The following is a 13,754-nucleotide window of genomic DNA, read 5'->3' on the forward strand; positions in this document are numbered from 1 at the left end:
AGGTTCCTCAATGATGGACCGGAGAACCAGTCCCTACTGCTTGTACAGATCACACGGACGGCGGACCGAAGCCGCGCGCAGTAAAGCTTTGCGCCGTAAGCTGTGATCACGAGAATAAGGGAAGGCTGTGCATGTTTGTGCCATTGGCCTAATTCTCCTCCCGTGACTCCACGATCTCGATCCTCTCATCTGGTGAATTTCAGAGTCTTTGGGCACGGAATTCAGGAGTCTGAAATTTGCTCAAATTTGCATCGCTCGCCCATTCTAAAGACATCATTAGAGTGCAGAAGCGGGTTTACCCCACTAGCGTAAATCGAGGAGACCTCATCCACGGCCCTATAAGAAAGCAGTGGGAAAGCGTAGGAGCGTCGAAGAGTATGTCACCGCCAGCTTAGGCTTTCGCATCCGTCGGGTACTTCCGCTGCGGCGCGGAATATCTGCCGAATGTCAGATTGTGGTCTGGAAACTGGAATGGCGCGGAGGAATGAGGAATAAGGACGGAATTATATGATTCACGATTGCACCGATAAACTAGCAACAGCTACGTGGCTTTCTGCGCTGATCAATGGGCCTCGCTATTAAGCTGCCGTGACGCTCGTCGTATGCGTGGTCTGGGTCGGTAGAGTGAAATAAAACGTTGCTCCTCGCCCATCGTTTGCGCTCGCCCAGAGACGGCCTCCGTGGGCTTCAACGATGGAGCGGCTGATGCGAAGCCCCATGCCGGTTCCGTGAGGCTTAGTGGTAAAGAAGGCATTGAATATCTGCTCAGTCTGCTGGGAGGGAAGGCCTATGCCGGTATCGCTGACGGACACGATCAGGTGCTCGTTTTCCGGCCGCCGCGACTTGATGATCAATTCCCGCAGCCCATCCACACCCTTCATTGCATCGATGCTGTTCATGATCAGGTTCATCGCGACCTGCTGCAATTGCACGCGATCTCCGATGATCTGAGGGAGGTCATCGGCCAGTTCTACCCGGATTGAGATGTTGTGTCGCATTACCTCGCTCCGCAGGAGGGCAATCATCTCTCGAATGACTTCGTTCACATCAACCGCCTCCCGCTTCACGGCGGTCTTCTCGAACTGCGACCGGATTCGGGTGATGAGTTCGCCAGCTAGCTTTCCGTTTCCCACAATTCTCGTGGCGGCCGCGCGAGCCTCTTCGAGATCGGGCTGTTTGCGTCCGAGCCATTGCAAGCAGGTGTAGGCATTGACAACGGCGGCGGCAATTGGCTGATTCAATTCATGCGCCAGGGAGGCAGTCAGTTCTCCCATCGTGGTCACCCGAGCCACACGCGCGAGATTCGCCTGAGCCTCGCGCAGCGCTTCCTCGGCACGCTTGCGTTCGGTGAGGTCAAGCACGAAGGCAACACCTTGGTTCGCGCTTTCTTCGAAACTCGCGCTACCGATAAGGACGGGCACGCGGCTACCGTCTTTTCGCAAATATTCTTTCTCCATCGGTTGCATGCGCCCAGTCATCTTGAGCTCGGCGACCCATTGTTGGGCGTCGCGTTCACGCCATTCCGGTGGCGTCAGGTCCGTCCAGCGCAGGCGGCCTGAGACGAGATCCCCTCGATCGTATCCGACCATCAGCAGGAACGCGTCATTGGCTTCGAAAATCAGACCCTCAATATCCCATAAGAAAATCCCGATGATGTCAGCATCGATGAGGCGGCGGATCCGAGCTTCCCGCTCCCGCAGGACTGCCTCTGTCTGGCGGCGGGCCGCTACGTCTCGACTAAGCTGCTCGTTGATGTCATTAAGACTGCGATAGGCGGCCTGCAGATTGTCAGACAAGATATTAAAGGCTGTGACTACCCGCTGCAGCTCGTCCTCGTGCCGGCGAGTGGGACGACGCAACTGCAACGGCGGAGATGGGTCGCTAATCCGATAGCTGGCAGCGAAGGTTGCAATTGCGAATAAATGACGCGTTATCTGTTTGTGGAAGATATATACGATAAACAGCGAAACTAGGAATATCTCCGCCGCCTGGTTTAAAAAAATAGTCCATCCCGTATGAACAAGCCTTCGACGCAGGTCGACAAGCGTGGCCTGGACATAGAGCGTGCCGATCCTAGTGTTCTGCCCCTGCGCATTGTATAGAAGTGGGTATTCCCGCGTGATTGTTGATGATGCGGATCTCTCACCAAGCCTTATGACCAGCGGATTGCCTGTGTTGCTAGCCTCACGTACCTCAACGGCGCGCATATCAGGGAGCCGAAGAATTCCCGTGAGCTGTAGCCGCAACTGGTTTTCATCGAGGGCCCAGAGCCGCTCAGCCAAGCTGTCCAGATTGGTCTTGCCAATCTGGTCGAGTCGCAACTCGAGATCCGAGACGTCGTGCCGGTACTCAAGGTAAAGCTGAACCACGGTCAAGATGAGCGTGACGCAGACACTGAAGAGCAGAACGCTACTCAACAGGCGCACGGTTAGACTGTGGAAAGCAATCCTGGGAGTAGAGGGGAAGAGCATGATACCCCACTCTAAGGCAGTCGGGCCGGATCGAACCAGAGCTCTTTGCGCTTGACTGGCACCCAGGCCGGCAAGTACGGATTCTCCAGCTCAATTACGACCCGTTGGCGAAGATTGAGATCAGCTAGAAGCTTGCCGAAATGCCTGGCAAAAAAGGCGTCGAAGCTGCCGTCCGCGACCATGCGCTCAAGCCCGGCCGTGATGCGACTGGCCAGGCGGGGGGCGGACCGGCTGACGTAGAAGGCCTCGAAGAAGGGGTAGTGAAGTAGGAGGTGCCGCTCGACCGCTAAATCTGGGTAGCGTGTACCATACTCCGCGAGCTCCGGAGCAACCTCCCACAGCCCGCGGGGAAACAGATCAAACCGGCCGTGCAGGAGCATCGATACCAGCGACTCATAGTCGTATGTGGTCTCGACCGGGATTCGCTCGTGCTCGTAGATGCGCACATCACCCCATCCGCTCCCCTGGCCGACACGTAGCTGGCGCAGATCCTCGATGCCATGGACGCGCGAGAGCCGGTCTTCGCTGCGCCGGTTGATGAAAGCGACGCGGTAGCCGAGCAGCCCCTTGTCAATTGGGAACGCGACCGGGATCATATCCCGCTCAGGAGACGGGGCCGTCTGGCCGACGCCTGCCGACAATACGTTGACCAATCGGCCCTCAGTTGCCAGTTCGATGGCGCGCCCAAAAGAGACGTCTTCAGTAAATGGGTGCACCTCATAGTCGCCGTAGTCGCGCCGTGTCCGCTCCAGCGCCTCATGCAAGAGCGCGAGATCATAGGAGTTGATGGCACCAGGCCGAAGCCGGGGAAACGTAACCAGCTTCACCACATCATCGGCGGCCGCCCAATACGGCAGGATGGCCAGCATCAACAAACCAATCAGCAACCTTCGCATTCAGGAATTATTGCACCGATACGCGCACAGGTGCGCTCGGGCGCGAGAGCTGTCTTTGCGTAGGGTAAAATTCGGATTACTTCCGCTTAGCCGACCTTCCCCAATCAATCCTCTCGCAATCATGTCAATGACTGCGTTGGCCTGCCACCGCCAATCGAATGATGCGCAATCCGATCGGCAGACACCGGCCGACATATCGGTACGAATCGTCGTCGGTGAGTGCCTCGGCGATTCGGCATCAATCCAGAGTCATTCCCGGCGCAAAGCGCGTTAGACGGCACCAGCCAATCGCCCGGCTAAGTGGCGCTGAGCGAATCGTAGGGACCGGCAAGCTTGCTTGCTTGTATCCGCTTCAGCTGCAAGTTAGGCGCGCAATGAAAGAGCGGGCAGCGCCGATTCGATGGAACGCTGACGGATCTGCAATGGCGGCGCCGGACGGCGAATGGCAGAAGTACATCTACTGCTAGGAATGGCAGTTCGTTTACTCAAGTTGGAATCAATGTTGAATGCTTGTCCGTCCAATTCCATATTGTATTGCTGCTTTAAGTACGTCGACTTTTATATCTGCTAGTGTTTTGAATTTAATGCAATATCCTGTGACGCTTGCTTTGCCGAGTTCGTGCCCAAATGTCTGGGTTAGGTGCTTCTTGTCATCTATTCCCATAATGTAGACGGAAATGCCTGTTGTATTCGCACTTACACCGATTTGATAGAATTCCTTGGTTTTTCCATTGGCATATTTAATGATTTTGGATCCATATCCAATGTTTGGGTTGGAAACGGTTTTTCCTTTCTCGTCTTTTCCATCTAAGAACCACAATTTACATGTTGGCATCAACGCCAAAATAATGTCATGTAACTCTTGCATTTCACTACGTTTTGATTCCGGTTGAGTGGCAATATACTCCGTGATTTGTTTCTGCATGTTCATGTGAATCTCCTTGGCTTAGCGGTAATCCAGTGCTCATGGAACCAGCGGATTGGAGTCGGTTTGCTCGGCAGCGTAAATCGATGAAAATGATATCGGATTATGTTTACTCGTTGCTACCGCTCTGAAATCTCGGCTGGCGGCCATACCGCGTTTCCAGAACTGAGTTTCCTCGAATCAAGCATTGGCGATTCGGCGTCATCCCAGAGTTAGTTCGGGACTCTAGCGCGTTCCTGAATCTTAATTTTCACATCACAGGCAGAGGAGGCGGCGCACCTAAGCGTCTGTCACCGTTAGGATGTCTTTGTTGTCTGGACATTCAGCTATATTGTCCGCTCCCTCAGGAGAGCCTCAATTTTGGAAGGCGTGCGAAGCGCGGTTCGAGCTTGCCAAAGACCGTGTCGTCGTAAACGGCGGCCACCTCTGAGTTGATCAGATAGGGTTCGTTTAGTCGCCTCGTGCCCGGCGCTTTGAGATCTACTCCCTCCAAGATGTTCCAAGGGATCGGAGGAGTCAGCGTGAACCGTTTTTTGAGCTGGCCACAGTGCCCGGAGGAGGAGTCAGTCCGAACCGGGAAAACATAATTGATCGCAAGGCGGGGTGCCTCTGCAGTTTGATGCACTCGCATGGAAAAATAGCGGATTCCATCGATCTGAAAGGCCTCGTCCCGAAGCCATTGGAGAAGTAGCTGAGGCACGATGTACTCCTCGATGAAGGTACTGCTAGTGCCACGATGTTGAACTTCCATGCTGCAGGCGGCAAGAAGCGGCCAGCATATGAGGTAGCTGGTCATGTACTCAGGTGTAAAAAAGCTGATCTCTTTTTCGTCGGGCTGATGTAGGTCGGCGATCACCGTTGGACGATAACCAAAATCCAGAACTGTCATCGTTTTTTCAGCATCGAAGTTCGCGACGGCGAGCTTGTGAAATGCCGGTCGGCCGACCTCTTCCCAACAAACCATTAAGGAAGCCCCAAATAGAGCGAAGGCCAACCAGAAATACTGTATCGCTGGGTTGTTACGCGGTGCCGTAGTTCGAATGGCACATGAAAGATGTCTTTTCGCTGAGCATTTGCGAGAGTATCGATCTCCCTGACCCGAAAAAGGTCGGTGAGCTCTTGGCGGGAGGCGATCAGTTTCTCAAGGTGCGGCCGAAGAAGTTCAAGGCCCGCTCGTAGTTCCGTAGCTGCCTTGAAAGGAGAACCATTTAGGTATTCGGCCGACGCTGACACAACTTGCCGCCCGGCTTTCCTTATAACCTTGCTCTGCGAGAGTGCCGCCTGTCCACTTGTCTCATTGAGATCGATGTTCCTAAGCCCTTTCAAGAAGGCATTGTGCATCTTCGTCAATTGCGTCGCGAGTGAAAGTTTGGGGTCTCTTGGGCGCGGCAGATCACAGACATCGGATTTCAGAAATTCACGTAGGGTTTGCGGCATTATTCAATGATAGTTCAGGAACCGACAGCTACCGGCTGCCAAGGGTTGTGCGCAAATCACTTACAGGCACGTGACCCTTGGGTCGGAATGATTCTCCTTCATCTCGCGGGCAGAAGCAAAGGATCGACACTGTGAATTGAGCTTGTGTCTGCCGACGCCGCCGGTCGTGCTGGATTGGCGACACCAGGGCTTACCGTAAACCGACAGCTGTCCCCACATACTTTTTCTGCAACCGTTATCATCAAAGCTGATGCTTCAGATCTGACGTATGAGAGGATCGCTGGTGCCAGTTTCTGCTAATCGTGTTTGGCGACAATTACCAAATGAGATCCGAGTCGCCGTCTGCCAGATTTTCTGGGCTGAGTCAAAGGGCGCAGAGAAACAGTTTCTCTTTGCCTCTCTTGCAAAAGCAAAAAACCTGCGTGAGGTCTTTGTCCGCAAAAGCCCGACTGAGCGGCTGGTCAACTGGACGGCGGCAACCCTGTCACTTCCTGACCCGATCGTGGATGACCTGCTGAAGAAATATCTTCTCCACGAGCATCGTGCCGTTATTGTCTGCTTTCTTGACTTGCTCAACATTCCCCACTCCGAGGGAATGATCGAGGAGAACTTTGACTACGCCACCCTGACAAATGAACGCGTTCAGGAGGCTGCCCGTAGTCTGCTCGTATCGGCAGATCGCATAGGCTCCGAACTTTACCTGAAGTACCTCGTGCTGCAAGGTGGACCCTGGGCTGGGATTGAAGAAGTCTTGCCAGCCGGAGAGTAAAAGCCGCTGGCAAGTTGTCCACTTCATCTTCTGTGGCACCGGCGTGCTCTGGGACTGAGAGTATGGCAACAATGACGTTTCCGACTAGTCTGTCCTGAGTTCGGTGCCCTGATTGTTGGTGGATTCTCGAATGAAGCCAACAGGGCGATGAACTCATTGAGAATCGTTTCCGTAACAAAGGCAGGATCGGCATCAGCGTATCGGCAAACGGCCTTCGCAGAAGTGGCGGCAGGTGCATCGCAGAGAAACGTGGGTCAAAAAGCAGAGGTCGGAAGGGCAAAAGTCGTGGGTCCGCAAGTGGGCAATACTTCAGGCTTTGCCGATTCAGTTTTGAACTGTTTTGACTGGCGTGGGTCAAAAGGCAAAGGTCGGGCAGAGGTCGCGGGTCCGATAAGGGTCCAATAACCGTTGCCATGGGGGTTTCAGGGCGCTCAGGGAGCCATCCGCCACGCCTGGTATCAACAAGTTACGCGTTTCCGGTTAGCTGTCACGGCAGAGGTCAACACTCCATGTAGACGTAAAGTCGGCTCTCGGAAAAGTAACGAAAAAACTGATGCGGCTGGCCGACCTATTTAGTAAACGATAAACCGGATTATCACTGGTGTAAGAGGTGACTTCGTATGGGGCTAGTTTCTTCGTATCGGTTTGCCCGAAGGTTTCTGCGAGCTTGAATGGCTTGAGTGCCGCTCCGCTCGCAGTTCGCTCATTTCCGGTCGCAACTTCTCTACGACATCCATGTAAGTCAAAGTCAAGCAAAAAGCACGAGCTTTCTGGGCGCGCTTAGGAGAGCGCGCATTTGATCGGATCCCGGATCTCCGTCGAAGCCATATGACACTCCGGCAGGAAATCGCATCGCAGACAGTCAGCGATCTTGCCGGCATCTATTTTGTCGTTCTTCTTCTTGGCCGCCGCGATCGCCCTCAGCATCACTGGATGCGCGACCTTCACCTTCTCCGCATGAGGAAGCAGGTAGTCATAAATCCGCGCCTCGCTCAGTTCTGGGCTACTTCACATTGGCAACTTCGAGCGTGCCCCGCGATCTCTTGCCGAAAAAGCATGTTCGGGGTCTGCCTCCATACGATCTCCCGTTGATCTTGCTTGCACGATTGGCAATCGATCATCGTTTTGGGGGCAAGGGTCTGGGCCACGCACTCATTGCGGAGGCGTTCAAAATTACTCTCCGGGTTGCAGACGAAGTTGGCTGCCGCTGCATTATCACGGATGCATATCGCGATTTCTTAGGTACGTCACGGCAGACAGTCGAGGAAACACGAGTTCGAGCTCTAAAGTATATCGCCGACGCCGAGCGGATGACCGCTGCGCCGATGGGTACATAGAAACATTGCGGCATTTGCCGGTGACCCAAAATGCGTGACTATCGCCGGTCAATCCTCCGGGTCTATTTCGGTTAACATTCTCATGGCCTCGCCACTTGCGAAGGGCTTGTTCCAGCGTGCCATCGGAGAGAGCGGAGGATTGTTTGAGCCGCTCCAACTCGGACCTCAGTTCCTTCTGGCCAATGCAGAACGCGACGGGGAGAAGTACGCTGTTTCGCTGGGGGCGCCATCGGTCATGGAGCTGCGCCGGCTGCCTGCGAGCCACTTCACGGGCAACGCCGGAGGCATCGTTCACGCGGTGATCGAGCCGTATGTGCTTCCCGCCTCTCCATACGAGACGTTCGCTGCGGGGCAGCAAAACGATGTCCCGTTGCTGATCGGTTCGAACAGCGACGAGGCACGTGCGATGGTAGATGTCTCCCACGAGACGGCAGGCAGCTTCTCAAGCGATCTGGAGCGCAGCGTTGGCGAACTTTCCCCTGCGCTAATCGCAGCATATCCCCACGCGACCGACGAAGAGGCGAGGCGGGCGCAGCTCGGCCTCGAGCGCGATCTTCGTTTCGGCTGGGACATGTGGGCCTGGGCGAGGTTGCAGGCCGGAATCGGCAAGTATCCTGTCTTTTACTACTCTTTTCGACAGCAGCCGCCCTTCCCCATCGGCTCCATTTACGCGGGTTGGGGCGCGAGCCACTTCGCCGAGCTCTGGTATGTTTTCGACCACCTGGACCAGTCGCCATGGAACTGGACTGCGGGAGACAGGAAGTTGGCTGACGAGATGTCCAGCTACTGGGTAAACTTCGCGAGGTCGGGCAATCCAAACGGCCCCGACCTTCCTCTGTGGCCTGCGTTCACCAACGCCGGTGCCAAAGTCCAATATTTCGCCGATCACAGTGGGGGGGCGTTGCGAATATCAACGGCCTGACTGTCTTCGATTCGGTCTATGCCACGGTGCGCGGCAAGCCGTTTGCCACTCAGTAACATGCCACTGGGATTTCGCAATTCGGGTGCGGAATGACAATCTTCCGTCACAGTTCGGTTTGACTACATCCCCAAAAGACGAGAAAGTGCAGGTGCCACGGATACGGGCAATCCTACAGGTATGGTCACGGTGAGAAGCGCCCTTCGAGAATAGCGAGGCATTGGACTTGCCCGGTTTACGGATATGCTGTACGACAAGGTCTGGACAGAATGGCCATGCGCTTCCTCCCTGGTATCGATCACGAGTTTCCAGTCGGGAGGCCGATTTTTAGATTCGGATGACTGGTTATGGCGAGTCGCTGGCTGAGCATGCGACTTCGAGAAACGTACAGGGGCGGTTCAGCGTATGATGGTCGCTCGGTATCTGCGGACGAAATCTCTAACCGATCGGGAATCAGTCTGGGCGGCAGCTATTCAGAGGAGATCCATGAATCGTGAATTGGCATTGAAGATCGTACTGGCGGTGGTGGGATTGCTCTTTATCGCCTTGGGCTACCCCATGGTGGTGTTTATTCGACAAGCGCCTGCGCTTTCTATGCAGTTCAGCTTGTACGTCACACTCGGCGTCTTTCTACTTTTAGCAATCCGCAATCCGTCTGCAAGTCGCAGCGTGATTGCCTTCACAGCATGGTCAAGTTTCGCTCATGGCGCGCTCATGGGCACCCAGGCATGTCTCAACATGGTCGCACGTGGAGAACTGATCGGGGTGGCTGTTCTTGTGATCATCGGCGCCGTCTTAGTCGCGCTCGCGCCATCGAAGCAGCTTCTGGAGTCACCGTCACAACCGGGCCAATTCCACTCATACTGACGAATAGTCGGCTTCTCTTCCCTAATCGGGTTCCTTCCGGATTGTTCGTGATCCGGAGTAATCGAGACCACAAAGGTGCTAAGAGGACGGGAATGACACAGCAGCATTTCCCGGCAAACCGCGAAATTGAGATGGTTGTGCTCGCACTCCAAGTGTTTCAGGTCCTTTTTCTCTGGGTTCACGACTGGATTCCCCTTGGACGTCTCAACGATGTCGCAGCGGTACGCAGCCAGGATACGACACGCCGTCTCGTCACTGTAACTCTCATTCAAGGCGTACCGTGGACCATCGGGCTGTGCTTTAGCCTGTTGCACTTTAGACAACCTTATCCGGACTGGCTTTACGACTGGCTCGTGATTAGCTATGGCCTGCTCTTGATTGGGCAAATCCGCGCCTGGTGGATACCTTATCTTTTCCGACCGGAACCGAAGCGAGCCGCTCGTTATCAAATCATGTTCGGCAAAACGTATTCCTTCTTGCCGCCGCGCAATAGAATGGTCCCAAACACTGCGCATATACTGCTTCATCTCGCGACCGTCGCCACGTTGATCTTTCTTCTCATGAAGTGAGGACGGCAATCAGTTCAGGATCGAAGCTCCCGGTTGGTCGGCAGCTCGGAGGTTGGCAACTGGAGGAGTCGCCTTGTCGGAAAGGTGGTCGTTCGGCGCTGACGCCCAGTTCCCGTGAAACGGGGTTTGCGGTAACTCGTCCGGCCCTGACCCCTCCGGCTGGGGAACCGATAAGCCGACTTTGAAGGCATTACGCGAATCACTTCGTGCAAATCGAGGAGGAATTCACATACAGCGGAACCACGAAGACACCTTATCTCCCAACCTTAAAGCACTGGCGAGATCCTGAAGAAAAAACACTTTATCTCCTGCTATGGGCCTACCCTAGGTGTAGCGGGGAAAGACTACATGATCACTGCTGCAGAACTGGCGCCCATTCCTCTCTTCGCCGTCCTGGATGAACCCGCGCGCCAAAGACTCGCACAAAAGGCTGCGGATATCCGCGTTGAAGACGGTGATCGGGTCATACGCGAAGGCGAGGATCCTCGTTTTTTTGTCGTTCTCGAGGGCTCACTCCAGGTAGTGAAAGATATTGTGGGACAACGCCGGGAGCTTGAGCAACTCAAGGCGGGCGAGTTTTTTGGCGAGATTCCAATCCTCCTGGGCACCGCAAATATCGTCTCCGTGCTAGCCGTAACTCGCTGCCGCCTGGCGCGTTTCGACCGACAGCAACTTCAGGAGTTGATTCGAGATTCCGCCTCGAGCGGCACCGCCATTTTTCAGACGATGACGGACCGACTCTCAATGGCGCCACAGTACGTAAAGGAGACCCCCTCCTCACGAGTTCTTTTGGTGGGGTCCTGCTGGTGGGGGCAGTAGTGACGCAACACCCTGAACTTTTCGTGCAGGGATTTGCATTGCTCCTCTGCTCGACATGGTCCGGTATGAACTTTTCGACCGGGCAGCCCGGTGGCGAGGTGAGTACAGTTCAACAGCCAATCCCAACGAATTTCAGGCTCTTTACGGCTACTCTCCTTACCACCGAGTCAAGAGTGACGTGAACTATCCCGCGATGCTCTTTGTGACTGGTGATCAGGACGACAGGTGCAATCCAGCGTATGTTCGCAAGATGGCTGCGCGGCTTGGTTTAACAATCACTACGGCGCATCGCAAGCAGCGCTCCGCCAGAGCGATTTTGGTGGAACGGCGGGAGGTCCGCTGCGCCCACACTGTGTCAACCGGGACGCCTGCAGGTCGTTCTTCTTCGCCTCGTATGAAGGACTGCAACTAACTCAGCCGCAGGCTGCATCCGCTCAGCTTGTACCCGATGTGTACTTGCGAGAGTAAGCGCCTGCGCTCCTGCAGCCGATCTTGAATGCTTTCCCGCTGCCTTCTTCAGGAGGGAACGACTACGGCACTGCCGATAACTCGGCATCCTCTGCCTCCGGAAGCGTACTTGGATCGTATATCGCGGCTTCTGAACTCATCTCACTTCCTCCGAAATTTGGAGGTCCCCATTTTGCCTACTGCACGTTGCTGCTTGTCTCGTGCAACGCATAGTTCCACTCAGCGCTTTACGCCATATTTTATGAACTTAGAGATCATGTTACTTGACGGTTAAATTCTGGACACTTGTTGAGTGTCCAGACTGCAGGCCAAGCTCGGATCGAGAATACGCGAACTACGAGACTTGGCGGGCGTCAGCCGAGAAGAATATGCCGCTAAAGTGCGGCTCAGTTCCCGGCGGATCGCCTCGATCGAACTCGGTAAGGGATGGCCGAGGCCAGACGCATTAGAACGAATTGCTAAATCGTTCGGATTGGAAGTGAGGGACTTGTTTGATTTCTCGGCACCTCGAATTCTTCCCCGCAAAAGTCTCTAGCAAAAATCTTGAACGTTCTGAACGAAACTCGAGTTCGCGTACGACAAGCGCGTACCATGAAGTCTAACTTCATGCCAAAAGGTCGCTGAATCTCGCCTTGGAACCTGTGAAGCCGACTGAATCGGATCAAATTGCTCTACATTGCGTGATCGGACTCGATGTCCGGGAGTGTTCAGCCCTTTTGTTTTGCCCAGCGACGTTTCACTGCCGCAGCAATGCGAGCCCGGCCCTCTGCAGAGAGATTTCGCTTCTTCTTGGCCGGTTGAACCGGTATAGATGAATCCTGCATGTGGCTCATAGAGTGCGACCTTGCTTGAAAAGTTTGGGCGACATGCACCCGAGTTGATAATTCTTCCCTATAGAGAGTAGGATTATTCTATGAACGACGCAGTCTACACCCCCGCACAAGCTTCCGCAGTTGCCGATCTGCCGCTGAAGGCCGTGCACAAACTAATCGACGGCCGGTTGATCCGTCCTCGACGGAGGAGAGTAGGCCGGGAGACTCAACGGTTTCTCTCGCAGAACCAGTTGGTGTATCTCCGGCTGGAAGCCGAAGGAGTGAAGCTGTTGCCGCTAGCCACCCGCCGCGAAGTCGCGAAGGCCGTAGCGAACTCGCCCGAAATCGACATGGTCCACCTGTCCGAAGGTTCGGCTGTCACGATTCAGGTAAAGCATGTGCGCCAGGAAATCGAACAGCAGTTGATGCGGCTCACTAAGGCCCAACAGATGACGACCTCCGATCCAGAGATTTTGCGCGGCACGCCCGTCTACAGGGGAACACGCATTCCCGTCGAACTCATCGCGGAGATGCTGGCCGATGGCGCCAGCGTTGAGGAAATCCTCGAAGGATATCCGGCTCTGGACCGAACCAAGGTGGAACTGGCGACGCTCTACGTGCGCGCCTTTCCGCGGCGTGGCCGTCCGTCGCAACGCCCCTGGACGGCTGCAAAGAAACCTGCCGGCGCGCTCTTACGCGCAAAGGCTCTGGCAGAGTAACGCGTGAAGTGGTTGATAGATGAATGCCTCCACACCTCTCTGGTTGAACTAGCCCATAGCCGCGGACAGGTCGCCGACCATGTGAACTACCTGGGTCAGGGAAGTTCCAAAGACTGGGAACTGATGGAGATAGTAGTCGAGCATGACTACACATTCGTCACCAACAATCGATTCGATTTCCTCGCGCTTTACAAGAAGGAGATGTTCCACGCCGGTTTGGTGGTTATCGTGCCAAATGTGACACCCAAGCGGCAGCGGGAACTCTTCAGCGCGGTACTGGATCATGCTGGCCCACGGGAACTGATCAACACTGTCATTGAGGTCAACTTCGTTCGACAACAGATTGAATGCGTGGAATACCCCTATCCGAAGGACGAATAGACCGGGCAAGAATCTGGAAAACCTGCGTATCGATTGAATCTTCTGCTTTCCGTCGCGACGCTCTGCCCGTCGGGTTCTATAAAAGGGGATGTCGAGTAAAAGCACTTCTCCTCAGCCGCGAGGAGGGGATGTTTTTCGGATATCCAGCCCAGCTCGCAGCTCCACGAACTCTTTCCGGAGCACAGCTCGCCTCACCGAATGCATCGAACATTTGTGAGATCATGTTTTTTGCGTTCTTTCGCGCGGCCTCATTGCGCCATTAAGCAGCGTGATGGCAATTGCCAACCATGGTTCTATTTGAGACTCGTGGCCTATGGCTTTGTTGGGTTGTCCGAGGGGGCATAGGGTGAGCCTGAAACTTTGCC

General features: G+C 54.8%; 14 protein-coding genes and 1 pseudogene. 10 read left to right on the plus strand and 5 right to left on the minus strand.

Annotation, left to right across the window (positions count from 1 at the left end; genetic code table 11):
* Positions 1 to 578 precede the first annotated feature (578 nt).
* The 4 genes from OHL23_RS17745 to OHL23_RS17760 form a co-directional block, all read right to left on the minus strand.
* Positions 579 to 2,471 carry a sensor histidine kinase gene (locus OHL23_RS17745; RefSeq protein ID WP_263353287.1) on the minus strand — a complete coding sequence of 631 codons (1,893 nt, stop codon included), beginning with the start codon at positions 2,469 to 2,471 and terminating at the stop codon, positions 579 to 581.
* Between the two features lie 11 nt (positions 2,472 to 2,482).
* On the minus strand, positions 2,483 to 3,358 hold the full coding sequence (locus OHL23_RS17750) for a substrate-binding periplasmic protein (protein WP_263353288.1): 876 nt from the start codon (positions 3,356 to 3,358) through the stop codon (positions 2,483 to 2,485).
* A gap of 505 nt (positions 3,359 to 3,863) precedes the next feature.
* The gene (locus tag OHL23_RS17755; RefSeq protein WP_263353289.1) at positions 3,864 to 4,298 is read right to left on the minus strand and encodes a DUF1801 domain-containing protein; all 435 of its coding nucleotides are present in this window, start codon (positions 4,296 to 4,298) and stop codon (positions 3,864 to 3,866) included.
* Between the two features lie 337 nt (positions 4,299 to 4,635).
* Positions 4,636 to 5,286, minus strand: a complete 651-nt coding sequence (locus OHL23_RS17760) for a hypothetical protein (RefSeq protein WP_263353290.1) — start codon at positions 5,284 to 5,286, stop codon at positions 4,636 to 4,638.
* Between the two features lie 726 nt (positions 5,287 to 6,012).
* Here OHL23_RS17760 and OHL23_RS17765 point away from each other — a divergent pair.
* Positions 6,013 to 6,498 (plus strand): hypothetical protein, encoded by a 486-nt coding sequence (locus OHL23_RS17765; RefSeq protein ID WP_263353291.1) that lies wholly within the window; start codon positions 6,013 to 6,015, stop codon positions 6,496 to 6,498.
* Positions 6,499 to 7,278: 780 nt separating this feature from the next.
* Here OHL23_RS17765 and OHL23_RS17770 read toward each other — a convergent pair.
* On the minus strand, positions 7,279 to 7,446 hold the full coding sequence (locus OHL23_RS17770) for a hypothetical protein (RefSeq protein WP_263353292.1): 168 nt from the start codon (positions 7,444 to 7,446) through the stop codon (positions 7,279 to 7,281).
* A 423-nt stretch (positions 7,447 to 7,869) separates the two neighbouring features.
* Here OHL23_RS17770 and OHL23_RS17775 point away from each other — a divergent pair, with 423 nt between their 5' ends.
* The 9 genes and pseudogenes from OHL23_RS17775 (at position 7,870) to OHL23_RS17800 (ending at position 13,389) form a co-directional block, all read left to right on the plus strand.
* Entirely contained in the window at positions 7,870 to 8,757 is an 888-nt protein-coding gene (locus OHL23_RS17775) for a carboxylesterase family protein (RefSeq protein ID WP_449701817.1), read from the plus strand.
* 483 nt (positions 8,758 to 9,240) lie between these two features.
* Entirely contained in the window at positions 9,241 to 9,621 is a 381-nt protein-coding gene (locus OHL23_RS17780) for a DUF6632 domain-containing protein (protein WP_263353293.1), read from the plus strand.
* A 92-nt stretch (positions 9,622 to 9,713) separates the two neighbouring features.
* The gene (locus OHL23_RS17785; RefSeq protein ID WP_263353294.1) at positions 9,714 to 10,190 is read left to right on the plus strand and encodes a hypothetical protein; all 477 of its coding nucleotides are present in this window, start codon (positions 9,714 to 9,716) and stop codon (positions 10,188 to 10,190) included.
* 348 nt (positions 10,191 to 10,538) lie between these two features.
* A complete protein-coding gene (locus tag OHL23_RS17790; RefSeq protein ID WP_263353295.1) occupies positions 10,539 to 11,009 on the plus strand; it encodes a cyclic nucleotide-binding domain-containing protein in 471 nt (156 codons plus the stop codon).
* Positions 11,010 to 11,064: 55 nt separating this feature from the next.
* A pseudogene (locus OHL23_RS29195) lies at positions 11,065 to 11,217 on the plus strand (hypothetical protein); the annotation flags it as partial.
* Positions 11,218 to 11,234: 17 nt separating this feature from the next.
* Positions 11,235 to 11,477, plus strand: a complete 243-nt coding sequence (locus OHL23_RS29200) for a hypothetical protein (RefSeq protein WP_449701818.1) — start codon at positions 11,235 to 11,237, stop codon at positions 11,475 to 11,477.
* 292 nt (positions 11,478 to 11,769) lie between these two features.
* Positions 11,770 to 12,012, plus strand: a complete 243-nt coding sequence (locus OHL23_RS28925) for a helix-turn-helix domain-containing protein (RefSeq protein WP_396127383.1) — start codon at positions 11,770 to 11,772, stop codon at positions 12,010 to 12,012.
* Between the two features lie 378 nt (positions 12,013 to 12,390).
* Positions 12,391 to 13,008: a DUF433 domain-containing protein gene (locus tag OHL23_RS17795; RefSeq protein WP_263353296.1), complete on the plus strand. Its 618-nt coding sequence runs from the start codon at positions 12,391 to 12,393 to the stop codon at positions 13,006 to 13,008.
* A 3-nt stretch (positions 13,009 to 13,011) separates the two neighbouring features.
* Entirely contained in the window at positions 13,012 to 13,389 is a 378-nt protein-coding gene (locus OHL23_RS17800) for a DUF5615 family PIN-like protein (RefSeq protein ID WP_263353298.1), read from the plus strand.
* Positions 13,390 to 13,754: the final 365 nt, after the last annotated feature.

It is taken from the genome of Acidicapsa acidisoli, from assembly GCF_025685625.1.
Lineage (GTDB): Bacteria > Acidobacteriota > Terriglobia > Terriglobales > Acidobacteriaceae > Acidicapsa > Acidicapsa acidisoli.

Bases quoted from the DNA above. Each gene is read 5' to 3' on its own strand.
- OHL23_RS17780 (WP_263353293.1), top strand. From the start codon at position 9,241: ATGAATCGTGAATTGGCATTGAAGATCGTACTGGCGGTGGTGGGATTG.
- OHL23_RS17795 (WP_263353296.1), top strand. From the start codon at position 12,391: ATGAACGACGCAGTCTACACCCCCGCACAAGCTTCCGCAGTTGCCGAT.
- OHL23_RS17785 (WP_263353294.1), top strand. From the start codon at position 9,714: ATGACACAGCAGCATTTCCCGGCAAACCGCGAAATTGAGATGGTTGTG.
- OHL23_RS17745 (WP_263353287.1), bottom strand. From the start codon at position 2,471: ATGCTCTTCCCCTCTACTCCCAGGATTGCTTTCCACAGTCTAACCGTG.
- OHL23_RS17790 (WP_263353295.1), top strand. From the start codon at position 10,539: ATGATCACTGCTGCAGAACTGGCGCCCATTCCTCTCTTCGCCGTCCTG.
- OHL23_RS17755 (WP_263353289.1), bottom strand. From the start codon at position 4,298: ATGAACATGCAGAAACAAATCACGGAGTATATTGCCACTCAACCGGAA.